The 22614-nt window shown below is 52.3% G+C and carries 24 protein-coding genes and 1 other RNA gene; 16 read left to right on the forward strand and 9 right to left on the reverse strand.

What is annotated here, in order from left to right:
- Positions 1 to 16: 16 nt before the first annotated feature.
- Positions 17 to 1042: a heat-inducible transcriptional repressor HrcA gene (gene hrcA, locus HZ297_RS03820; protein WP_178861665.1), complete on the reverse strand. Its 1026-nt coding sequence runs from the start codon at positions 1040 to 1042 to the stop codon at positions 17 to 19.
- A gap of 151 nt (positions 1043 to 1193) precedes the next feature.
- Between hrcA and HZ297_RS03825 the strand changes: the two genes are divergently transcribed.
- Both HZ297_RS03825 and recN read left to right on the forward strand, forming a co-directional pair.
- The gene (locus HZ297_RS03825; protein WP_178861804.1) at positions 1194 to 2069 is read left to right on the forward strand and encodes an NAD(+) kinase; all 876 of its coding nucleotides are present in this window, start codon (positions 1194 to 1196) and stop codon (positions 2067 to 2069) included.
- A 100-nt stretch (positions 2070 to 2169) separates the two neighbouring features.
- On the forward strand, positions 2170 to 3834 hold the full coding sequence (gene recN, locus HZ297_RS03830; RefSeq protein ID WP_178861666.1) for a DNA repair protein RecN: 1665 nt from the start codon (positions 2170 to 2172) through the stop codon (positions 3832 to 3834).
- 120 nt (positions 3835 to 3954) lie between these two features.
- Here the strand turns inward: recN and HZ297_RS03835 are convergent, their stop codons facing one another.
- The 5 genes from HZ297_RS03835 to HZ297_RS03855 form a co-directional block, all read right to left on the reverse strand.
- A complete protein-coding gene (locus HZ297_RS03835; RefSeq protein ID WP_178861667.1) occupies positions 3955 to 6954 on the reverse strand; it encodes a methyl-accepting chemotaxis protein in 3000 nt (999 codons plus the stop codon).
- A 212-nt stretch (positions 6955 to 7166) separates the two neighbouring features.
- Entirely contained in the window at positions 7167 to 8843 is a 1677-nt protein-coding gene (locus tag HZ297_RS03840) for a formate--tetrahydrofolate ligase (protein WP_178861668.1), read from the reverse strand.
- Positions 8844 to 8943: 100 nt separating this feature from the next.
- A complete protein-coding gene (glcF, locus tag HZ297_RS03845) occupies positions 8944 to 10158 on the reverse strand; it encodes a glycolate oxidase subunit GlcF (RefSeq protein WP_246261614.1) in 1215 nt (404 codons plus the stop codon).
- Between the two features lie 102 nt (positions 10159 to 10260).
- Positions 10261 to 11238 (reverse strand): FAD-binding protein, encoded by a 978-nt coding sequence (locus HZ297_RS03850; RefSeq protein WP_178861669.1) that lies wholly within the window; start codon positions 11236 to 11238, stop codon positions 10261 to 10263.
- Positions 11238 to 12674 (reverse strand): FAD-linked oxidase C-terminal domain-containing protein, encoded by a 1437-nt coding sequence (locus HZ297_RS03855; RefSeq protein WP_178861670.1) that lies wholly within the window; start codon positions 12672 to 12674, stop codon positions 11238 to 11240. The genes HZ297_RS03850 and HZ297_RS03855 overlap by 1 nt, the downstream gene beginning before the upstream one ends.
- Positions 12675 to 12780: 106 nt before the next feature.
- Here HZ297_RS03855 and HZ297_RS03860 point away from each other — a divergent pair, with 106 nt between their 5' ends.
- Positions 12781 to 13896: a pyridoxal-phosphate-dependent aminotransferase family protein gene (locus HZ297_RS03860; RefSeq protein WP_218644534.1), complete on the forward strand. Its 1116-nt coding sequence runs from the start codon at positions 12781 to 12783 to the stop codon at positions 13894 to 13896.
- Between the two features lie 126 nt (positions 13897 to 14022).
- Here the strand turns inward: HZ297_RS03860 and fur are convergent, their stop codons facing one another.
- Positions 14023 to 14433: a ferric iron uptake transcriptional regulator gene (gene fur, locus HZ297_RS03865; RefSeq protein ID WP_178861671.1), complete on the reverse strand. Its 411-nt coding sequence runs from the start codon at positions 14431 to 14433 to the stop codon at positions 14023 to 14025.
- 108 nt (positions 14434 to 14541) lie between these two features.
- Here fur and HZ297_RS03870 point away from each other — a divergent pair, with 108 nt between their 5' ends.
- A complete protein-coding gene (locus HZ297_RS03870; RefSeq protein ID WP_246261615.1) occupies positions 14542 to 14943 on the forward strand; it encodes an outer membrane protein assembly factor BamE in 402 nt (133 codons plus the stop codon).
- A gap of 75 nt (positions 14944 to 15018) precedes the next feature.
- Here the strand turns inward: HZ297_RS03870 and HZ297_RS03875 are convergent, their stop codons facing one another.
- Both HZ297_RS03875 and HZ297_RS03880 read right to left on the reverse strand, forming a co-directional pair.
- Positions 15019 to 15300 carry an RnfH family protein gene (locus tag HZ297_RS03875; RefSeq protein WP_178861672.1) on the reverse strand — a complete coding sequence of 94 codons (282 nt, stop codon included), beginning with the start codon at positions 15298 to 15300 and terminating at the stop codon, positions 15019 to 15021.
- A gap of 23 nt (positions 15301 to 15323) precedes the next feature.
- Entirely contained in the window at positions 15324 to 15755 is a 432-nt protein-coding gene (locus HZ297_RS03880) for a type II toxin-antitoxin system RatA family toxin (protein WP_178861673.1), read from the reverse strand.
- A gap of 134 nt (positions 15756 to 15889) precedes the next feature.
- Between HZ297_RS03880 and HZ297_RS03885 the strand changes: the two genes are divergently transcribed.
- The 12 genes from HZ297_RS03885 to HZ297_RS03940 all read left to right on the forward strand — a co-directional run bounded on the left by HZ297_RS03885 (position 15890) and on the right by HZ297_RS03940 (position 22588).
- Positions 15890 to 16615, forward strand: coding sequence for a hypothetical protein (locus HZ297_RS03885; protein ID WP_178861674.1), 726 nt, complete (start codon positions 15890 to 15892; stop codon positions 16613 to 16615).
- Positions 16616 to 16717: 102 nt separating this feature from the next.
- On the forward strand, positions 16718 to 17203 hold the full coding sequence (gene smpB, locus HZ297_RS03890) for an SsrA-binding protein SmpB (protein WP_178861675.1): 486 nt from the start codon (positions 16718 to 16720) through the stop codon (positions 17201 to 17203).
- A gap of 220 nt (positions 17204 to 17423) precedes the next feature.
- Positions 17424 to 17778, forward strand: a transfer-messenger RNA (tmRNA) gene (ssrA, locus tag HZ297_RS03895).
- Positions 17779 to 17992: 214 nt separating this feature from the next.
- Positions 17993 to 19231: a tyrosine-type recombinase/integrase gene (locus HZ297_RS03900; RefSeq protein ID WP_178861676.1), complete on the forward strand. Its 1239-nt coding sequence runs from the start codon at positions 17993 to 17995 to the stop codon at positions 19229 to 19231.
- A gap of 75 nt (positions 19232 to 19306) precedes the next feature.
- On the forward strand, positions 19307 to 19606 hold the full coding sequence (locus HZ297_RS03905) for a type II toxin-antitoxin system RelE/ParE family toxin (protein WP_178861677.1): 300 nt from the start codon (positions 19307 to 19309) through the stop codon (positions 19604 to 19606).
- Between the two features lie 2 nt (positions 19607 to 19608).
- Positions 19609 to 19893 (forward strand): addiction module antidote protein, encoded by a 285-nt coding sequence (locus HZ297_RS03910; RefSeq protein ID WP_178861678.1) that lies wholly within the window; start codon positions 19609 to 19611, stop codon positions 19891 to 19893.
- 37 nt (positions 19894 to 19930) lie between these two features.
- Positions 19931 to 20074, forward strand: a complete 144-nt coding sequence (locus HZ297_RS03915) for a hypothetical protein (protein WP_178861679.1) — start codon at positions 19931 to 19933, stop codon at positions 20072 to 20074.
- Positions 20075 to 20199: 125 nt separating this feature from the next.
- Entirely contained in the window at positions 20200 to 20853 is a 654-nt protein-coding gene (locus HZ297_RS03920) for a hypothetical protein (protein ID WP_178861680.1), read from the forward strand.
- 202 nt (positions 20854 to 21055) lie between these two features.
- Positions 21056 to 21247, forward strand: coding sequence for a helix-turn-helix transcriptional regulator (locus HZ297_RS03925; RefSeq protein WP_178861681.1), 192 nt, complete (start codon positions 21056 to 21058; stop codon positions 21245 to 21247).
- Positions 21247 to 21654 (forward strand): hypothetical protein, encoded by a 408-nt coding sequence (locus HZ297_RS03930; RefSeq protein ID WP_178861682.1) that lies wholly within the window; start codon positions 21247 to 21249, stop codon positions 21652 to 21654. The genes HZ297_RS03925 and HZ297_RS03930 overlap by 1 nt, the downstream gene beginning before the upstream one ends.
- Positions 21654 to 22256 (forward strand): hypothetical protein, encoded by a 603-nt coding sequence (locus HZ297_RS03935; protein WP_178861683.1) that lies wholly within the window; start codon positions 21654 to 21656, stop codon positions 22254 to 22256. The genes HZ297_RS03930 and HZ297_RS03935 overlap by 1 nt, the downstream gene beginning before the upstream one ends.
- Positions 22256 to 22588 carry a hypothetical protein gene (locus HZ297_RS03940; protein ID WP_178861684.1) on the forward strand — a complete coding sequence of 111 codons (333 nt, stop codon included), beginning with the start codon at positions 22256 to 22258 and terminating at the stop codon, positions 22586 to 22588. Before HZ297_RS03935 ends, HZ297_RS03940 begins: the two co-directional genes overlap by 1 nt.
- Positions 22589 to 22614: the final 26 nt, after the last annotated feature.

Consider the following 22614-nt stretch of genomic DNA (forward strand, 5'->3'; position numbering starts at 1 on the left):
GTTTGGGGATAGCGCCCTATTTTTTCAAGAGCGAACTTAAAATTTTTGCCGTCACATCCACTTTCGGCACCACCTTATCGTAACGCATACGGCTCGGTCCGATAACGCCCAACACCCCCAGCACCTCGCCATCGACCTCATAAGGAGTGGTCACCAAACTACAGTCCTGATAAATCTCACTGCCGCACTCCTTGCCGATAAAAATCTGTACGCCTTTGGCCTGCATACTCTTGTCCAAAAGTTTCAACATCTCGGAGTGCTGCTCAAAAGCATCAAACAGCGCACGCAAGCGCTGACTGCTGGCCAACTCCTGATAGTGCAGCAGATTGGTTTTGCCCGACACCAAATACGGCAGCTTCTGCGCAAGCTGGTCGCTCAACACCTCATCGGTCGCCTCGATGACCGACAGCATCATGCTGTTCAATGTCTGGCGCAGACGCTGCATACGCTCCACCAGCAGATGTTTGGCCTCGGCCAGATTGCGCCCGACAAACTGCTCGTTCAAAAAGTTCGCGGTCTGCTGCAACTCGGCGGCCGAAATCGGCTGTTCCAATTCGATAATACGGTTCTGAATATCCTGATCATTGAACACCAGCACCACCAACACGCGGTTCGCCCCGAGCGCAATGAAATCGATGTGCTTCAAGACTTCGCGCTCTTTGCGCGGCATCAGCACCATACTGGTCATACCGGTCACGCCCGACAACACGCGGGAGACATTGGCCAGCAATTCATCCTGATTCAAACGCGGCGAGAGTTGCTGCTGAATGGAATCCAAACTCTGCTTGGAAAGCGGCTGATAACTGATCAGCGAATCCACAAACAGGCGGTAACCCAGCTCGGTCGGAACCCGCCCGGCAGAGGTATGCGGTGACTGGATCAACCCCAATTCCTCCAGATCGGCCAGGACGTTACGCACCGTCGCCGAACTCAACCCCACATCCGGCAATTTCGCCAGTGTGCTTGAGCCTACCGGTTTACCGTCATTCAGGTATAATCCCATTAAATTTTTAAACAAAAGTTGTGAACGGTCGTTTAACATTCCGGCACCCTGGGTCGGCTGAAGCCCGCAAAAATGACACTCAAGAAATATCAGCACTCTTGCTGCTAGAGTGCTAAATTATAGGTTCGAAAAACGGTTATTCAAGACCCAGGGCAGACTTTCCCGCGACTTTTTCAAGGTTAAGACAGTGATGTTTCAAAAAATCGGCATTTTTGGCAAGTACGACGGCATTCAGTGTTGGGACAATATTGAAACCCTCATTGAGTTCCTGCACTCGCGTGCCCGCGACGTCTATTTGGACGACACCTCCTGCCATAACTTTCCGGCGTCGGTCTACAACATTCAGATAGTGCCGCGTGCCGAGCTGGCCCAAAAAATCGATCTGGCCATCGTCGTCGGCGGCGACGGCACCTTTCTGGACGTGGCCCGCTATGTGGTCGATGACGAGGTGCCGATTCTGGGCATCAACCTCGGCCGTCTGGGCTTTCTGACCGATATTTCGCCGGATAATATGCTCAAGGCTCTGGATGAGATTCTCGCCGGGGTATTCGATGCCGAACAGCGCAATTTGCTGCAAGTGACCATCTATGACGGCGACGAGGTCGTGTTTGAACACAAGGCATTCAACGATGTGGTGATCCACAAGACCGAATCGCCGCGCATGATCGAATTCGAAACCTTCGTCGACGGCCGCTTTTTGAACAGCCAGCGTTCCGACGGCATGATCATTTCCACCCCGACCGGCTCGACCGCCTATTCACTCTCCGCCGGCGGGCCGATTCTCGATCCGAGCCTGGATGCCATCACTCTGGTTTCGATCAACCCGCACACCATGAGCACACGCCCCTATGTGATTTCCGGGGAAAGCGAAGTCGAACTGCGTCCGCACGAAGACTGCCACGGCACCGCGCAAATCATCTGCGACGGACAGATCACCCACACCATCTCGGCGGTCAACAAAACCCTGGTGCGCCGCAATCCCAAATATATTAAGATGCTACATCCCAAAGGCCACGATCACTTTGAGCTTTTGCGCGCCAAACTGCATTGGGGCGACAAACTTTGAGGCGGTGGATTGACCGCCATGACAACTTCATAAATGCTATTAAACGTTATTAAACGCTATCGGCCTCCCTTTTAAGGATTTATAAGGATTTCAGACCTAAATGCTGCAAGAACTGTCGATTCAAAACCTGGCACTGATTGAAAACCTCACCTTAAACTTCAAATCCGGCTTCACCACACTCACCGGTGAAACCGGCGCCGGCAAATCCATTTTGCTCGACGCCCTCGGACTGGCGCTGGGCGACCGCGCCGACAGCGCACTGGTGCGTTTTAACACGCCGCGCGCCGATGTCAGTGCCCAGTTTGACATCAGCGCCCTGCCGCAAGTGCAAAACTGGTTGCAAGAAAACGATCTGGACGACGACGATCTTTGCCTATTGCGCCGCACCGTCACCGTTGAGGGGCGCTCCAAGGCCTACATCAACGGACGTCCGGCACCGGCCAACAGCCTGAAGGAACTCGGCAATCTGCTGATTGACATTCACGGCCAGCACGAACACCAGTCTCTGCTGTCCGCGCAGGAACAGCTGCACCTGTTGGATGCCTATGCACAGCACCCCCAACTGCTCAATGCGGTGCGCGAACACTACCAGCACTGGCAACAGCTCAAACGCCGCCTGGCGCAGCTGCAGGCAGAACAGAGCGACTTTCAGAGCAAACTCGAACTGTTGAACTTCCAAAAACGCGAATTCGAAGAAGTTCAGCCCAAAGAAGGCGAGTTCGAAACCCTCTCGGAAGAACAGAGCCAACTCTCCCACGCCAACGAAATCAAACAGGCCTGTGAACTCGGCTATTACGCATTGGAGGGTGAACAAGGTGCGACCGATCAGCTGCAACGCGCCATCCATGCACTGGAAGAGATTGTGGAATACAGTCCTGCGCTGCAAAGCGTAATCGACCAACTCAACAGCGCGCTGATCGACATTCAGGAAGCCGCCAGCGAAACCCAGCACCTGGCCGAGCGCATCGAACTCGATCCGCAACTGCTGGCGCAGGTCGATGAGCGTCTGCACAACCTCTTTGCCCTGGCTAAAAAATACCATCTGGAGCCGGAACAACTGGTCAGCAAACATCAGCAGATTCTGGCTGATCTGGCGAATCTGGAACACTCCGATATTGAGCTGGAAAATCTGCAAAAACAAATTGAACAGGCCGGGTCGGCCTATCAGCAAGCCGCCAAGGCCTTGCAAGACTCAAGGCAACAGGCTGGCGGCAAACTCAGTCGCATTGTCACCGACGGCATGCAGCATCTGGGCATGCCCAACGGCCATTTTGAAATCCAGCTCGGCGCTGCACAAGCCGGCGCTTTGGGCATCGACAAGGTTGAATTCATGGTCAGCGCCAACAAAGGGCAACCGCTGCAGCCGCTCGCCAAGGTCGCTTCCGGCGGGGAATTGTCACGCATCAGCTTGGCCATTCAGGTCGCCACCTCCGAGGTCGCCAGTCTGCCCACGCTGATTTTCGACGAGGTCGACGTCGGCATCGGCGGCGGCATCGCCGAGGTGGTCGGCAAAAAAATGCAGCAGCTCGGCAGCCGCAAACAGATTCTCTCCATCACCCATTTGGCGCAGGTCGCTTCGCATGGCCATCAGCACTGGAAAATCGAAAAACAGACCGTCGATGACAACACCTTTACCCGGGTCAGCGAACTATCCGAAAACGAGCGCGTCGCCGAACTGGCACGCATGATGGGCGGCCTGAAAGTCACCGAACAGACACTGAACCACGCCGCCGAAATGCTCGCCGAAGCGCAAAAGACAGCTTAGTCACGGCTGAATTGCAGTTTAACCAGCCCAAACCCCATAATAAAAAAGCGCCTGAAAACGGCGCTTTAAAACTCAACAGGCCGGGTAAGCCAACGCACTCACCCGTCGCTTTGCCCCAAATCAACCCTGCATATCGATCAGCTGGTTCAAATAAGACACCACCTTTTCACTGAGTTCATCTATCTGCACAACGGCCTGCTCCATGGTTTCATAGTCATCCAATGCAAACGAATCCATGACGACTTTGATGGTGGCATGCATCTGCGCGTGGTCTTTGACCAGTTGCTGCATCAACGGCAGATTCATCATCTGCTGCCCCGCGCCCTGGAACAACCATTCGCCCAAGGCGCAAGCCTTGTCATTGATGGCACGCTCATAGGTCACGCCAATGTCGGCACCATCAATAAAACTGCGGATCTTGCGTTTCCAGCCCAGATGCGCATCGATCATCTGCTGGAACTGCTTGGCGGCAGCCGAACTCTCCACCAGCTTGGCGCGACGTAATTTCATGACTTCATTATTGCGGGTGTTAGGCTTGCAATTCAGCTCATTCAGCAGTGCGAGCATCTCCTGCAGCTGCAGCGGTTTGTGCAGCAGCGCATTCATGCCGGCGGCCTGAGTCTGCTCGATGAACTCATCGCCATGTCCGGTATAGGCGATAATCGGCTGTTTGTAGCCGCTGGCACGCAACTCGCGCGTGGCCTGCAAGCCATCCATCAATGGCATCTCAATATCCATCAGGATGACACTTGGCTGGTAGCGTTTGCATTGGGAAACCGCTTCCCGGCCATTGCTCGCGGTTTTGGTGGCAAAGCCGTGTTTCTTCAACAGCAGAGTCGCGACCTTGAGATTGGAAATATTGTCATCCACCACCAGCACCAGAGCGCCCTGCGCTTCCTCTTTGGCGATTGCCGCCTGCTCTACCTCGCAATCGCCGAGATCGTAGGTGCCAACCAGTTCGTCCAGACTATTGGCCACATCCCCTAAATATTCCGCCAGGGAAGCATTTTCCATCACCAAGGTGGCATTGCTATTGGCTGCATCATCCAACGAAATAATGGAACGGTTCACTTCGTTAATCTGCTGCGACTGCGCCTGCGCATTGTCGGAAATCATCGAAATATTTTCGCTCATCAAGCGCACCTGGTCGATAATCTCCGTCAGGGATTCGCCGGTGGCCTGCACCTTCTCGGTACCCTGTGCGATCTTATCGGAGGTCATGTCAATCAACGCCTTGATTTCGCGCGCCGCATCGGCCGATTTTTGTGCCAGCGTGCGAACTTCGCCGGCAACGACCGCAAAACCGCGGCCGTGCTCGCCGGCACGCGCCGCTTCAACCGCGGCATTCAACGCCAGCAGATTGGTCTGAAAGGCGATGCTATCAATCAGGGTGACGATACTGGTGATCTGACTGCTGACCTCACCGATCTCGCTCATCGCCTGAATGGCCTCCTGCATCGTCTGATTACCCTGCTCCACACCGCTGCGTGTTTGCAGTGCCAGCTGGTTCGAATTGCGCGCCTGCTCGGCGGTTTCATTCACTTTCTGGGTCAACTGGCGCATCGCCTGGGCGGTATTTTGCAACTCCCTGGCCTGGTTTTTAATCGAGGTGGATAACTCTTCGTTACTTTCCGACACATGCTGTGCCGAGCGGTTGACCTCTTCAGCCTGATTGTTCACGCGACAAAAAGACTCGCGCAAAGCATGAATGCCTTCGGCCAGGTTTTTCAGCGTCCATCCATACTGCCCAAAATGGGTTCCCTTCGCCTTCAGGGTCAGATCCTTGGTGGACAGTCCGCCGATCAGAATCGAAATATCCTTAAGAGTCTGCTGCAGATTGTCGATCAAACCGTTGATCTCGTCGGTCAATTCGCGATAGAAACCCGACAACTGCGAAGTGTCGACACGCGAGTGCAAACGGCCCTGCTTGGCATCCTGCACCAGCTTCTTGATATTCTCCTGAACAAAAAGTTCCTGAAAGATATCCTGCCACTCAATCACCACACCCAGCTTGTTGCCGCTGCGGGCGTCAGTAATCGGCGTAATCTGCAGCTGCAGCTGCGCGCCAAAGAACTCGAATTTGAATATCTCGGAACGCGTCAAGTGATACACCGCCTCAAGAATATGCATATTCTTCTCGAACAGACACCCCAGCGGCTTCCCATAAAGCTTATCGAGCACAAAATCGGGAATCTCTTGTTGAATCTGCGGTTCCAATTGACGCAAGTAGGTTTTGAGCGACTGATTGAAATAGACAATGGTTCCCGTCTGGTCGGCCAGCATCATGTTGGCATTCAGATTATCCAGCCCCGCTTCCAAACGTGCGGAACGCCGCCCTTGTGTCAGCACATCGTTCATTTGGGCGCCCAAACGAATCTGCAAGGTTTTAATGCGACGGTTTATCGCTCCCGAAGCGTTGGCACCGTGTGTTTTGACATAACCGGCAAGATTGCCCTCGGCAATCTCGTCCACCGCCTTGATCGCATCCTCAATACGACGCAGGAAATAAACAATATGCACGGTTGACAACCCCACCAGAAAAATCACCACGTCATTCAAAACGCCCGGCCGATAACCGTAAAGCCATGCATAGATTTCCGTCATCAGCGCAAAGACAACGGCCGGGATCAAGGTGACCAACGGCGACCAATGGGCAAAAATATTGAGACGCCCCCACAGGCTATCCGCTTCGCCGTAACGCAGTTTGATTTTTTTGGCGGCCACCGCAGCATAAGCCGCTTCTGCCGCCTTGATCTGCTCACGCTGGGCGGGGGTGCGCACACTCATGTAACCGACGATTTTCCCCTTTTCCAAAATCGGGGTGGCGTTGGCCTCAACCCAGTAATGGTCGCCATTCTTGCGGCGGTTTTTAACAATCTGACGCCACGGACGCCCCTGCTGGATCGTCGACCAAAAATCGGCAAACACCTGTTCCGGAACATCCGGATGGCGCAACAGATTATGCGGCTGCCCCATCAGTTCCTCATAGTTGTATCCGCTCGCCTCGACAAATGCCTCGTTGGCATAGGTGATATTACCGTGCAAATCGGTGTGGGAAACAAGAAGGTAATCTTCTGGAAGCACGTACTCTTTCTGAGTCACAGGCTGATTATTGCGCATGAAAATATCCTAAACTCTCGATAAAAACCGGCAGAAAATGCCTCAATTGCAGTAGATTAGCAAGCCAAATGCCATTTGTTAACTAAAGATTACCAAAATCCACAGAATTGAAATCTTCAGGCTGCGCATCGCCCAATGTGCTTGAGGCGCATGATGGCAATAAAAAACCTCCCGATGGGAGGTTTTCTTTAAAAGGACGCCGGTGCAAAAAATCAGAAAAGACCGGTAATAACGCCTTCATCCGAAATATCGATCTTCTCGGCGGTCGGAATTTTCGGCAGGCCGGGCATGGTCATCATATTGCCGGCAATCGCCACAATAAAGCCCGCGCCGTTCTCCAGCTTGACCTCGCTGATTTCAACGATATGCCCGCTCGGAGCCCCCTTGGCCGTCGGATCGGTCGAGAACGACATCTGCGTCTTCGCCATACAGATCGGAAGCGTGCCGTACTTTTCCTGCAAACGCGCGATTTCACCGCGCACTTTGGCGCTGGCGGTAATCTCTTTAGCACCGTACAAGCGTGTTGCGATGGTTTCGATCTTGTTCCATAGCGGCAGCGCATCGTCATACAGGTATTCAAAACCGGGCTCGCGCGAATCGGCGATTTCCAGAACCGCCTTGGCCAGCTCTTCCGCGCCGGCGCCGCCTTCCGCCCAGTGTTTGGACACCACACACTTCACACCCAACTCCTCGCACTTCTGGGTCAGCAAAGCGGTTTCATCATCCGAGTCATAGGTGAAGTGGTTGATACACACCACCACCGGCAAACCGTAATTCACCGTCACGTTATGGATATGGCGTTCCAAGTTGGCAAAACCGACCTCCAACGCCGCCAGATTCTCCTGGTTCAAATGGTCTCGCTCCACCCCGCCGTGATATTTCAAGGCGCGCACCGTGGCGACCAGCACCACCGCAGACGGCTTCAACTTGGCCGAACGGCATTTGATATTCAGGAATTTCTCCGCCCCCAGATCGGCGCCGAATCCGGCTTCGGTGACCGCATAATCGGCGAGCTTCAACGCCGTTTTAGTCGCCGTGACCGAGTTACAGCCGTGCGCGATATTGGCAAAAGGACCGCCATGCACAATCGCCAGATTGTTTTCCAGCGTCTGCACGATATTCGGCTTGATCGCATCCTTCAGCAACGCCGCCATGGCGCCGTGCGCTTTCAGATCACTCGCGTAAACCGGCGTTTTGCCGTCGGTTTTGTAACCGATGACAATGCGTCCCAGACGCTCTTTCAAGTCCGCACGGTTGGTCGCCAGACACAAAATCGCCATGACCTCGGAGGCCACGACGATGTCAAAGCCGTCTTCACGCAGATAGCCGTTGGCCACCCCGCCCTGACCGACGGTGATCTGGCGCAACGCGCGGTCGTTCATATCCACCACCCGTTTCCACTTGATGCGGCGCGGGTCAATGTCCAACGCATTGCCTTGGTGGATGTGGTTGTCGATCAGTGCCGCCAACAGATTATGCGCCACGCCGATCGCATGGAAGTCGCCGGTAAAGTGCAGGTTGATGTCTTCCATCGGCACCACTTGCGAATAACCGCCGCCGGCCGCGCCGCCTTTCATACCAAAACACGGGCCCAGCGAAGGTTCGCGCAGACAGATGATGGTGTCTTTGCCCAAACGGTTCAGCGCATCGCCCAAACCGACCGTGGTGGTGGTCTTGCCTTCGCCGGCAGGCGTCGGGCTGATGGCCGTGACCAGAATCAGCTTACCCTCTTCCTTTTGATGGGTCAGGCTGTCCACATACTCCAGGGAAAGCTTGGCTTTGTAATGGCCATAAGGGTCCAGATGTTCGGCGGGAATCGCAAACTTCTCGGCCGCCAATTCGATAATCGGCCGCATTTTGGCGTTTTGTGCAATTTCAATGTCCGACATAAATCATCCTCTATCTCGCTCAGCTCCCCGTCGCCGAGAATGGGTTTAAAAACTACTCAACAGGCCGCCTCTCAAGCAAGACAACCAACGTAACTAAAATTCAAGGCTGCTCCACCAGTAACTCAACCCAGTGTTTCACCGGCGTTTCCGTGCCTTTCTGCAAATGCATCAAACAACCGATATTGGCCGTCACAATCACCTGCGGCTCGCTGACCAGCAAGTTCGCCAGCTTGTTGTCGCGCAACTGCTCGGAAATGGCTTTCTGGAAAATCGAATAGGTGCCGGCCGACCCGCAGCACAGATGCGCGTCTTTCACCGGACTGACCTGATAACCCAGCGACATCAACACGTGCTCCACCTGCCCCGGCAGCTTTTGACCGTGCTGCAAGGTACAGGGCGACTGGAAAACGATTTTGCGGTTCTGGTGGTGTTTGAAAGGCGTCAGATCCTGTTTCAGCAGGTATTCCGAAATATCCATGGTATGCGCCACGACGCGCTGGGCCTTTTCGGCATAGGCCGCATCGTCCTTCAACAGATGCGCATAATCCTTAATCATGACCCCGCAGCCGCTGGCGTTGGAGATAATCGCCTCCACACCGTGATCCAGTTCACTGCACCACGCATCAATATTGCGTCTGACCTGCTTCAACGCCTCTTCGCTGGCGGACAGGTGATGCTCAAGCGCCCCGCAGCATTGCGACTGCGGCGTTTCGATCACACCGATATTCAACTTCTGCAACACCAGGCGCGTTGCCAGATTGATATTGGGCGCCAACGCCGGCTGTACACAGCCGCTTACCAGCAATACCTGCTTGGGATACGACTGCTTGGCCGCCGCATCAACCAACTGTTTCAGCTTGAGATTCACCGCCGAATGTTTGGCAAACGGCCACAGCGTGGTCAGGAAATTGAACAGGCCGGGGTTGCGCATCAGTTTACGCAGCGACCAGCGCAAAACGCGTTGTGCCAAGGGGCGCGGACTTTTTTTCTCGATAAAATCGCGACCGATATCCAGCAAATGCCCGTACTCCACTCCGGAAGGACAGGTGGTTTCGCAGGAGCGGCAGGTCAGGCAGCGGTCCAGATGCACCAGAGAATTGGCGCTGACTTCATTGCCTTCCAAGGCGTTTTTAATCAGGTAAATGCGGCCGCGCGGAGAGTCGAGTTCGTCTCCCAAAATGCCGTAGGTGGGGCAGGCTGACAGGCAAAAACCGCAATGTACGCAAGAGCGCAGAATCTTGTCGGCGGTTTGGCCCTCGGGGGTATTGAGTAAATCAACTGGAATATGAGTTTGCATATCACCTATCAGCGGCAAGCCGCTCCTTCACAAAGGCATTGGCTTTTAGCCGCACTGCGCGGCTCCCCGAAAACCGTGCAGTACCACTATCAAGCCGCTTCACTTTTAGCTGTTTGACATTTATAAATTCTTAAACACATTATGCGGATCAAACACCTGTTTCAACCCTTTTTTGATTTTAGCGACCTCTTGGGTGTCGTTATGTCGCGGCGCGAAATAACTCTGCCATTGGGTCGAATACGGCGCCGGCGGTTCATCACTCACCACCCAGCGGCGCTGGCCGCACATCCCCACGGCCAAGGTGTTTGGAATCGACGGCGCCGGGCCTTCGGTATCCACGCGCCACAACTTTTGGCCTGGCGCCAGCTTGGGTTTGAACGGATTCAACGTCAGCCAGACACTGTTATCGCACGGCGTGGCATCCTGATGCGGGTGCTCGCCATAGACACGGTAATAGAAACGCCCTTCATAATAGGCGCAGCCCGACAGCGGCAAGGTCGTGCCCGCCATCTGGTTCATGAGGATAATCGCCTCATCCTCGTGCATCTCTTTGTAATAGGTGTGCTCTTCAACCAGCGGAATCACCTTCAGGCTCAACTCGGTAATCACCGCCATCGAGCCTTTGGAACCCGCCATCATGCGCGACACGTCATAACCGGCCACGTTTTTGATCATCTGCCCGCCGAATGTCAGCGGCTGGCCACGGCCGTCCACCATTTTGGTGCCGAGTACAAAATCGCGCAACACGCCGCGAAACGGACGCGACGGCCCGGTCAGCGCACAGGCATAGGTGCCGCCGATGGTCGAATCGCCGTAATCGGGCGGCTCGAAACCCAACATCTGATTGCGTTCCGCCAACACCTCTTTGAGTTCGGTGAGTTTAGTGCCGGCCTTGACCGTAATCACCAACTCGGACGGTTCGTAAGCGATGACGCCGCTGTGCGCCGCCAGATCAATCTGCTCATCACCGTTCAACGGCACCTTGCTTTGATTCCCCGAAATCTGCAAGGTGCGCTGTTCGGCCACGGCCTGTTTGATCTGCTCGCTCACCTGTTGGGTAAACGCATCATAATGCGTATGACTGCAGCTATGATTCATTAAAAGCGCTCCAATTCCGGAAATGGCAACTGGTTGTTATGTACATGCATCTGTCCGACTTCGGCGCAACGGTGCAGCGTGGGCACCGCCTTGCCCGGATTCATCAGGCCGGTGTCGTCAAACACCGCCTTGATCGCATGAAAAATCTCCAACTCCGGCGTGGTGAATTGATGGCACATGGAATCGAGCTTTTCGACACCCACGCCATGCTCGCCGGTAATGGTGCCGCCCACATCCAAACAGAGCTTCAATATTTCAGCACCGAATTTCTCGGTCTCTTCCAGCTCACCGGGCTTGTTCGCATCATACAGAATCAGCGGATGCAGGTTGCCGTCGCCGGCATGAAACACATTGGCGACTTTCAAACCGTATTTTTGTGACAGCTTCTCAATCTCTTCAAGCACATAGGCAAGCTTGCGGCGCGGAATCGTGCCATCCATACAATAATAGTCCGGCGAATAACGACCGACCGCCGGGAAGGCGTTTTTGCGGCCCTGCCACAAAGAGATGCGCTGCGCCTCGTTTTGCGACACGGTAATGGAGGTCGCGCCGCTGTTTTTCAGAATCTCGGCAATGCGCTGGGTGTCGACCTTGACCTGATCGTAACTGCCGTCCACTTCGCACAGCAACAGCGCCTCAGCCTCCAACGGGTAGCCCACTTTGGCATAGGCTTCGGCCGCCATAATCGAGAACTTGTCCATCATCTCCAGACCGGCCGGCAGAATCCCCTGCTCCAGCACGCTGGTGACCGCATCGGCGCAGGCGCTGACCGAATCGAACCCCGCCATGACCAGCTGGGCGGTATCCGGCTTGGGCAAAAGCTTCACCTTGACCTCGACAATCACGCCCAACAAGCCTTCGGAACCGTTTAACAGGGCAAGCAGGTCAAGACCATCGTCCTTCTCGTCAAAGATAAGGGTTTCGCCGTCCATATTAATAACGGTAATCGAAAGAACGTTGTGAACGGTCAGCCCGTATTTCAAACAGTGCACGCCGCCCGAGTTTTCGGCAACGTTACCGCCGATCGAACAGGCCACCTGCGATGAAGGGTCCGGCGCGTAATAAAGGCCGTATTGCTCCACCGCCTGACTGACCTGAATATTGCGCACGCCGGGCTGCAACACGGCGGTGCGGGACAAAGGGTCGATATGCAGAATTTTATTGAGTTTGGAAAGTCCAAGCACGATGCCGTTTTCCAACGGCAAAGAACCGCCCGCCAGCCCGGTGCCGGAACCGCGGGTGATCACCGGCACACGGTGCGCCTTACAGATACGCAGTGCGGCTTTGACCTCGTCGACATTGGCCGGCAAAACCACTGCCAACGGCTTTTGACGATAGGCGGAAAGCCCGTCGCATTCGTAGGGAGAGCACTGTTCAGCGTCAACAATGACGCTGCCTTGAGACAGTCTTTGCTTCAATTCTTGTATAACACTCATGACGTGATTATAATTGATTTAAATCAAGTTTCATTATATTTTTTTATAACTCTACTATAATAGTAGGAATTAACTCCTTAACCCCGAAAACAAGGAAACCAAGACCATGCAATCGTTCAATCCACCAATTCGCACCCTGATGGGTCCAGGCCCGTCTGACGTTCACCCGCGCATCCTTTCAGCCATGGCGCGCCCCACCATCGGCCACTTGGATCCGGCTTTTGTCGGCATGATGGATGAAGTGAAAAGCCTGCTGCAATACGCTTTCCAAACGCAAAATCAAATGACCATGCCGGTTTCGGCGCCGGGTTCTGCCGGTATGGAAACCTGTTTTGCCAACCTGGTTGAGCCGGGCGATAAAGTTATCGTCTGCATCAACGGCGTATTCGGTATGCGTATGAAAGAGAACGTTGAGCGTACCGGCGGCGTTTGCGTGGAAGTTCACGATGCTTGGGGTACTGCCGTTTCTCCAGAAAAAGTAGAGGCCGCATTGCAAGCCAACCCTGACGCCAAAATCGTTGCCTTTGTGCACGCCGAAACCTCAACCGGCGCTTGCTCAGACGTTAAGGCCATCTGTGATATCGCTCACCAGCATAACTGCTTGACGATTGTGGATGCCGTCACCTCTCTGGGTGGTGTGGAATTGCGCGTGGACGATTGGGGTGTGGATGCGATCTATTCCGGTACGCAAAAGTGTCTTTCCTGTACACCAGGGCTTTCGCCAGTGAGCTTCAACGAACGCGCTCTGGAAAAAGTCCGCAACCGTAAAACTAAAGTACAGAGCTGGTTCCTGGATTTGAACCTGGTCATGGGTTACTGGGGGCAAGGCGTCAAGCGTGCTTACCACCACACCGCGCCCATCAACGCCCTGTATGCGCTGCACGAGTCGCTGGTGATGCTGAAAGAAGAAGGCTTGGAAAATTCTTGGGCGCGTCACGCCGCCATGCACGAAAAACTCAAAGCCGGTTTGGAAGAGATGGGCATCAAGTTTGTAGTGGATGAAGCGGTTCGCCTGCCACAGTTGAACTCGGTCTGGATTCCGGAGGGCGTTGACGATGCCGCGGTGCGCTCGGAACTGCTGAACACTTACAATCTGGAGATCGGTGCCGGTCTGGGCGATTTCGCCGGCAAAGTCTGGCGTATCGGCCTGATGGGCTTCTCGGCAAAAGAGTCGAACGTACTGTTCTGCCTGTCGGCACTACGCAAAGTGCTGGGCAAATAAGACGCTGATACCCGGCCTGTTGAATTTTCAACAGGCCGGATTTGCCGCAAAAACCATAAAAAAAGCCGCTATAAGAAACTTTCTTATAGCGGCTTTTTTGTATGCGCACCCCGTTCGGAATAACGCTTAATGACCGTTTTTCAAGGTGCCGTAAATCACCAGATTATGGCCAGACAGATCATAGCCGTGCTCTTTGGCGATTTCACTGATACGTTCTTCGATAATCGGGTCAACAAACTCTTTGACCTTGCCGCTTTTCAAGCAGACCAGATGGTCGTGGTTATCGCCGGTGTCCAACTCAAAAATGGAAATGTTGTTCTCGAAGTTTAAACGGCGCACAATACCGGCCTGTTCAAACTGGGTCAACACACGGTAAACCGTGGCCAATCCCACCTCTTCGCCCTGCTCCAGCAGGATCTTGTAAACGTCTTCAGCTGTGAGATGGTGATCTTCACCCGCCCCTTCCAAAATCTCCAGGATTTTCAGTCGTGGCAAGGTCACTTTCAGGCCAACTTTTTTTAGCTCAGCTCCGCTCATTTAAACCTCGATTCTTCATACTTGATTATTGTATTATTCGTATTCAAACGCATTACACACGCCTAATAGCGTGTATAATAAACCATTTTAGAGCCAACTAGAATATTAATGAAAATGATTTCAATCCTAAGTACCACTCGCTCTGCATTCCTCCCGGTTTTTAAGACACGCGCCGCCAAACTATTGCTGACGGCAGGCTTAAGCATCAGCTTGTTAAGTGGTTGCTCTTGGATTGAGCCCTACAAACCGACTCTGACTCAGGGCACCATCATTTCCCAGGAAGCGCTCAGCCTGTTGCAGGAAGGCCTCACCAAAACCCAGGCCAGACAGCTTTTTGGCCCGCCAATGGGTGAAGACCCCTTCAATCCGAACCAGTGGGATTATGTGTTCTATACAACCGACGACAGCTTCCATCCGGATGCGATCAAACAACTCACCTTGCAATTTGATGCCGACGGCATGATCAGCTCGTGGAACGTTTCGGACAGCACGCCTCTGGATTTGAAATAATCCGTAGCAAAAAGACATAAAAAAAAGGCCGGATCACAATTTCCGGCCTTTTTATTTCTACCTTGCAAAGCACGATTACCTGGTGTTTTGACGGCGCTCCTCTTCCACCTGCTGGCGTCGTCTGTCGCGCGGGTCTACCTTAAGCGGACGGTAAACCTCGATGCGATCCCCTTCGCGCAACACCGTATCGTGGGGAACCGGCCTGCCGAAAATGCCCACCTTTTCAATATCCAGGCCGGGAATCTCTTTCAGCAGACGGGATTGCTGCAACGCCTCTGCAACCGTGGTGCCTTCGGCCACCTCTTCCACAAACAGAAACTGCTCTTTCGGCAACGCATAAGCCACTTCAATTCGCATAACGTTTTCCTACCACTTCAAACCTAACCGTACACCTGTTTGGCGCGCTCGCAAAAGGCATCCACCAAGGTATTGGCAATCTGCTCAAAAATCGGGCCGATCGCCGCATTCAGCAAACCGCTGTTCACCTCAAACTCCACCTCAAACAGAATCTTGCAGGCGTCCACATCCAACACCTTGAAATTCCATTCGCCGCGCAAACTTTTAAACGGGCCGTCCAACAACTGCATCTCGATACGCTGCCCGGGCACCAGATGATTGCGCGTGGTAAAGGTCTGCTTGATGCCGGCCTTGGCGATGGTCACCTGCGCCTGCATTTCGTATTCGCTGGCGGCCAATACCTTTGAACCGCCACACCAGGGCAGAAACTGCGGATAAGCCGCCACATCGTTCACCAAATCGTAAACCTGCTGAGCGGAATAAGGCAAAAGCGCCGTACGGGTAATTTTCTTCATAACACTTCAGCGTGCCGCGGTTACGCCGCACTTAAACAACACCTATTTAATATGCGGGCATTATAACAAAGCTGCTTCGGGTGAATACGCTATAATCAAAATTCACCTCTTCCACCATTCAGCAGGAGCTCCGTATGAAAAGAACGCTAGCCCTTTCCCTAACAGCGCTTGGCCTGTGGCAAACCCCGCTCTACGCCGGCGATTATCAAATTATCGAACATCCCGCGCCACCGGGGCAACTGCTTAAGGACAGCTTTGTCGTAACCTACAGCGCCAATGATTTCAGCGAAAAGCTGGACGAAGCCAAAGTCATTTTCATTCCCGCCGATTTCCGCACGCAGGCCGCTTTCTTTATGCGCTGCCGCCCCTACTACACCAATTTCAGCGTGCAATATCTGGAACAGGCCGACGCCCTGAAAGACCGTGACGGTGAACTCGCCAACGATGCCGAGAAATACGCCAAACACGGCTATATTTATAATACGGAGCATCAACTCACGGTCAGCACGCCAGACGACAGCGAGCGCATTGACGTACATGTCGGCGGACAAAACAAGCATCTGACCCAGCTTTTCAAAACCGACATTGCGCAAACAGCCGGCCTGCTGGGAATGAGTTTCCACTTTACCTTCAACTACAAAGAGATGCCCGATTTCCGCGTCGCCAGTAACGACAGCGATACCCGCGCGGTTTTCAAACTGCTCAATAACGCACTGCAAAAGCAGACACCGCTGCGTTTTGATCTCGACGGCCGCAACGCGCCCGACCGCACCTTTGAACTGAACGCCCAACGCATGCTGCAAATTGTTCCACCCGAGGTACTTGAATTTTGCCTGACGCGTCGCCAGTTAAACGACTGAGCCGGCAAAGCCAAGCCGAGCAGCCTAGTCGCTGCCGGGATGCTCTGCTATAATAGCCACTTTTCATTTGCCCACGGATTGTCGGCACTTATAGGCATTTATATGGCCAAACAGAAAGCAAAAACCAAAGAACCCTCTCGCCAGATTGCACAAAACAAAAAGGCACGCTTCGACTACTTTATCGAAGAGGTGCACGAAGCCGGCCTGTCTCTGGAAGGGTGGGAAATCAAAAGCATCCGCGCCGGCAAGGTCAATATCAAAGAGAGCTACATTCTGATCAAGAACAACGAGGCGTATCTGTTCGGCGCGCAAATCACGCCGTTGATTACCGCCTCCAGCCACCGCGAACACGACCCGCTGCGTCTGCGCAAACTGCTGCTGCATCGCCGCGAGTTGGATCGTCTGGTCGGTCAGGTCGAGCGCGGCGGCTACACCATCGTGCCGCTGGATATGCACTGGAGCAAAAACGGCAAGGTCAAATGCGATATCGGTCTGGCCAAAGGTAAAAAACTGCACGACAAGCGCGCAACCGAAAAAGAGCGCGAATGGAATCGTGACAAACAGCGCATTATGAAACTGGCACGTTAAACTAAAAAAATTATTGCGGCTAAACTTGAAAAAGATTTTGCCAAACCCTATATAATAACCAGCTGATTGAGAGGCCGTAACAACGCCGATCATCACACCGTTCTTTTACAATTAGGAAACCTAACCCAGGTTTCTTCCGGTTTTAAATTCCGCCAAAATTGCGTTCAAAAAACTCAACAGGCCGGGTATTTAAGCCATGTCAACATGACACTCCAAATTCGGGGATGTACTGGTTTCGACGGGGAGACTGAAGTTTAAGATGCATGTCGTGCCTGAATGATGCACGTAAATCTTAGTTCATTTAGTTATAGTTGCAAACGACGATAACTACGCTCTAGCGGCTTAATCCCGCTGGTGCAGCACGGGACCGTTGCCTATGGCCCCTGTTGCTGTATCGACTTACATAGGATCGTATCAAGTACGTGTTTGGGTGCTTGGTATTAAACTTTACAAGCTCGCTTATCGTGATCCCTGCTGGTCGGGCAACGGTAGGTTAAATTCAAAGACCAAATAAACATGTAGAGTTTTAAGTGGATGCTTTCCGGACGGCGGTTCGATTCCGCCCATCTCCACCAGATTCTAATTAAACCGCCTTGCATGGCGGTTTTTTTATGCCCAAAAACAGCGTATTTACGGGCTTTGCGGCCTTTTCCCTTTCTCACCCCATTGCATCCCCTTGCATATAATTGCACAATAAACGGGGGTGAAAATGGGGGTAAATCTCAATCACCCCCGCTTACCCCCAAAATTTTACCCCCGTTTATTTACCCCCATCAAAGAGGTTCACCCATGCCTTTAACAGATACCCAGATCAAAAAAACCAAAGCTAACGGCAAAGTACAAAAGCTGAATGACGGGGGCGGGTTGCGGCTGGAAATCTCCAAAGCTGGAAGCAAGGCATTCAAGTACAGAATCAGAATGCAGGGCAAGGATACTGATATTACGCTGGGGCTTTATCCTGCAATGAGCCTTGCAGAGGCAAGGGCAAAACGTGATGAAGTCAAAGCAATGGTGAAACAAGGCATTGACCCCATACAGCAACGCAACCAACTCCAGAAAGAACAGAAAGCCATTGAACAGGCGCAAGCACAGCGCCTTACGTTTCAAGAACTGTTTGCGCAGTGGTTCAAGCAGAATGCAGGGGGCTGGAGTTATGACTATCAGATTGACACGCATAACCGAATAACACAGCACCTGTTACCCACACTAGGTGAACAGTTTATTGATGAAGTCACCCCGCAACAGGTAATTCATGCCCTCAAAACAATGGAGGCCAAAGGGCTAGGGGATTCATTACATAAGGTGAAACAGTATGCATCAAGAATTTTCCGCTTCGGCGTCGGGCTGGGTTTATGCCCATCCGATCCAGTGCGAGACATCCCGTCGGGGGACATTTTCAAGAAGCAAACAAAAAAGAATTTCCACCACCTGACCAAAACCAGTGACCTACACCAGCTACTAAATGCTATTGATTTGTATGTTGGGGATATAAGCACCTCCACCGCCTTGAAATTGGCGCCCCATGTGTTTTTACGACCTAGCGAACTTGCTGGGCTTAGATGGGATGAAGTGGATTTGAATAAAGACATAATCATCATTCCTGCCGAGCGCATGAAAATGAAACGCCCCCACATGGTGCCCCTATCCAGACAGGCTAAGGCCATTATAGAAACCATGCTGCCATTTAAGCACGGCACAGAGTATGTTTTCCCAAGCCCTAGAAGCCCAAAGCGCCCAATGTGCAAAGAATCATTAAATGCCGCATTGCACCGCCTAGGCTTCAAGGGCAAGCAGACCGCACACGGCTTTAGACACACCGCAAGCACCCTGCTGCATGAAATGGGCTACACCAGCGATTACATCGAAAAACAGCTAGCACATGAACAGGACAACGAGATTAAAGGCGCATACAACAAGGCCGAATACCTAACCCAGCGCGTCGAGATTATGCAAGCATGGAGTGACCATCTGGATGCTCTCAAAGCAGGCGCGGACGTTATCCCAATTCACAAAAACGCAGGAAAATAAAAAATATGGATGGGGTATAGGTTGAGTTTCTCTAAAAAATAACAGTTTTTGTCGTTTACTTGATACAATTACGAAATGAAGTATAAGATATTAACCACCGCAAAATTTAATAAATGGTTTAAGTCGATTAAGGACAAGCAGACCAAATACCGATTAGAAGCCCGAATTAACCAAGTGGCAAACGGACATTTTGGAGACAGCAAGCCGATTGATGCAGACATTCACGAATTACGCTTTTTCTTTGCTGGTGGGATTCGTATTTACTATACGGTTAGAGGCACTGAGGTAGTTTTGTTGCTCAATGGGGGCGATAAATCGACACAGACCAAGGACATAGAACAGGCTAAGAACCTGTTTAAGCAACTGGGGGAATAATCATGGCACTGGAATTACAAGAATTTGAATTTGCTCAAGGTGTGGATACAAAAGAGGATATGGCCTTGTATCTCAGCACCTACTTAGAAGAAGGTGGTATTAACGGCTTGCTGGATGGGTTGCGACACTTGGCTAAAGAGAAAGGCATAACCGAAACAGCAGAACTCAGCGGCCTAAACCGACAACACCTTTACCGCGTATTGAACGGAGAGACAAAACCAAAGTTTGAAACGCTGGACAAGCTACTACACGCCCTAGGATTCAAGATTGCGGTTGCTGTGGCCTGATAACTCAGCCCTTTCAAAGGAAAAGAAGTGGCGCGTAATGAGTGACTTTTTTAATGAATTAAAAGCATCCGTGCAAGAAGCGGTCGAGATCAAGCAAGGCATAAACGCAAAGTACTCCGGCACAGCTTTGCCTGTGCGGGTGCGTAGAGGCGCGGATTTTCTCTACATACGAGAATATTAAAAAGCGGAGTGCCTACCTAACAGCAGCATTGGCGCGGCCTAGCCCGACGGGGCAAAAAGGGATTATCCACCCCCTGACCGTGCCACCTTATTTAAACCGGATAACGAAGCTGGGAGGCTTTGATTATGAATTATTTAGACCTTTACCAACTGCACCCCACGCTACAAATTTGGGAAGCAGCCGCCCTACTAATAGATATTAATCCGTACCTAGTGCATGAGCCTACCGGGTACAGTGATGACAATGATTATGCATTGATGGTATGGAACGACGGAATAGGCACAGAAAGAGATGAAAACCCCAAATACCAGCTAATCATCAAGACACTAATCAAGGCGGCAAACTACGGTAAGTTTGACGACATCCCCGGCATTGAAACCCCGCATTACGCACATAGCGAAATCAGCGCGCAAAACCTAAAGGACTGGGCGTTATCTACCGGCCAATTTAAATGCGAATATCTAGGTAACACCAGCAGCGCAAACGATACAGGCCACGAAGAACCAGCAGAGCGCGTAGCACAATCCAGCAGCCCGGCCTATCTTGATGAAGACAGCCCAAACTATGCCCCAGATTTAGCGTTAGCGATTCAAGCATGGGAGGCCGTGAATAATGGCTATGGTCGTGCTGGCGATACGTTTAAAAACAGGGTTATTTATTGGCTGGAAGAAAATCACGGCATTGGCCGCAAGAATAAGCAATACGGAACAGAAACAAATAACCTTGATTCCAGAGCAAGCCAAATTGCAACCGTGGCAAATCCCAACAGACGGAAGTAAACCTTAAGTAAGCCACTTGCAAGCCGCTATTTAAGCGGCTTTGTTGTTTTGGTGCACCTAGAAACGTGCCATATAAACCTTTAAACAGGTGGACAGATACTTTAATTTGTCGGACTAAAAACGACCACCCACCCCCGCTTTAATTGCCTCCAAGCGCACCCAGTTGCGCAATGCTAAAACCCATTGCATGGAGGTAATCACAATGCAAAAAATCAGAATGGCAGCCCTTGCCAAACAATTCCAAGTTAACCCGGCCACTATCTACCGCTGGATAAAAACGCAGGGATTCCCTAAGCCTATCAAATTAAGCCCGAATTGCAGCGCGTGGAATGTTGCAGAGGTGGAAGCCTGGGAGAAAACCCGCGAACGTGGTGTAACAGAGGGGGCGGCCTGATGAAAAACCGCACCACTCAAACGAATAGCGCGGCAACGGGATTACAGGAACAGCCCCATTCTACACCGCCAACCATCAACAACAAACCTAAACGCACATGGCGCGATGTATTAGAACCACAAGGTAACCATAAGGGTTTAACCGTGACCAGTGAGCGCCAATACCGCTTAATGCTGGCAATCCTTGAAGCCCCCAAGCCTATCAACGCCCTGATTCAGATTGTGGGCGCAAACAATGTGCCCGACATTGTGAAGAAGCTACGCGCCAGAGGCTGGCAGATCCACACCCTAACCGCCCCCGTTTATGACCGTGACGGCAACAAAGTATCCGGGGGCAGCTATGTGCTGGACAAATCCCAGTTAGAGGACGCTAAGGCCGCGCTAAGGGTTTACAGAGGAGCTAAGTGATGACATACGCAACCATTTGCAACGCTATGCACTTGCAAGCACCAAACAAACCCGCTAACATTGTCTGCACTACTAAAACACCAGCGGCACGTTGCGCAGCCGTAAACAGCGCTTTTTTTATGCCCAAAATCTGTGCATTCCTATGCGCTATGGGCATGGAAGACCGTAACCGTATTTACCAAAATGCGGGCGGGTTGATAGCCCCTAATACAAGACCGTTTAACGGGAATATGGGCAGCCGACTGGTGTCGGTAGTTGAGACCCGCCCACCTGAAACTAAAACAGGTGGGCAAACACTAACTAAAACACCAGGAGGGCACACCATGCCTAACACTTCTTTTGGCCTGCATACCGTGGGCGATTATTCCCTTACCGTTTCCTTACCGTCAAACAGCTTTATCCGCGAATTTATGGCGTCATTTAATGGCTGTCATTGGATTGTTTCTGTTATTACCACCAAAGACCAGATAAGCACCATTAAACAGCGTGACGGCGGTTTATTGGCGTTTGATACGTTGGACAGCGTGGCGCGCTTTCTAGCTGACCAGGGCGCGCCCGATATGAGCGTTTCTTTGCTGGGCTTAATCGGGGGGCGTGCGTAATGGAAAAACTGATTAAAATCATGCGCTCTAACAACCTAGAGGCCATTGCCAACCGTGTTCGCATGGGCAAGGCCGCTGGGAATGATTTGGCAACGCTTAGAGAGTTTGCTTGGCAAGCAGAAACGCACATTGAATGCCGCCTGGTTCAACTTGAAAGCCTTGCAAAAGCCCTTCAAGTGGCTTGTCTAGATGCGGATAATACAGGCATTTTTGACCCTAAAATAGACGGCTTTAACTTTGGGTTCTGGTTACAAGAAGAAGCCCAGACCCTGCAAGCCCTAACCGCTATGCAATCAGATTTGGAGTATCTGAGCCGCGGGGGTGAAGCATGACCGCACTAGCCTTAAACCCTACCCCT

The organism is Thiomicrorhabdus cannonii (genome assembly GCF_013391695.1).
GTDB lineage: Bacteria > Pseudomonadota > Gammaproteobacteria > Thiomicrospirales > Thiomicrospiraceae > Thiomicrorhabdus > Thiomicrorhabdus cannonii.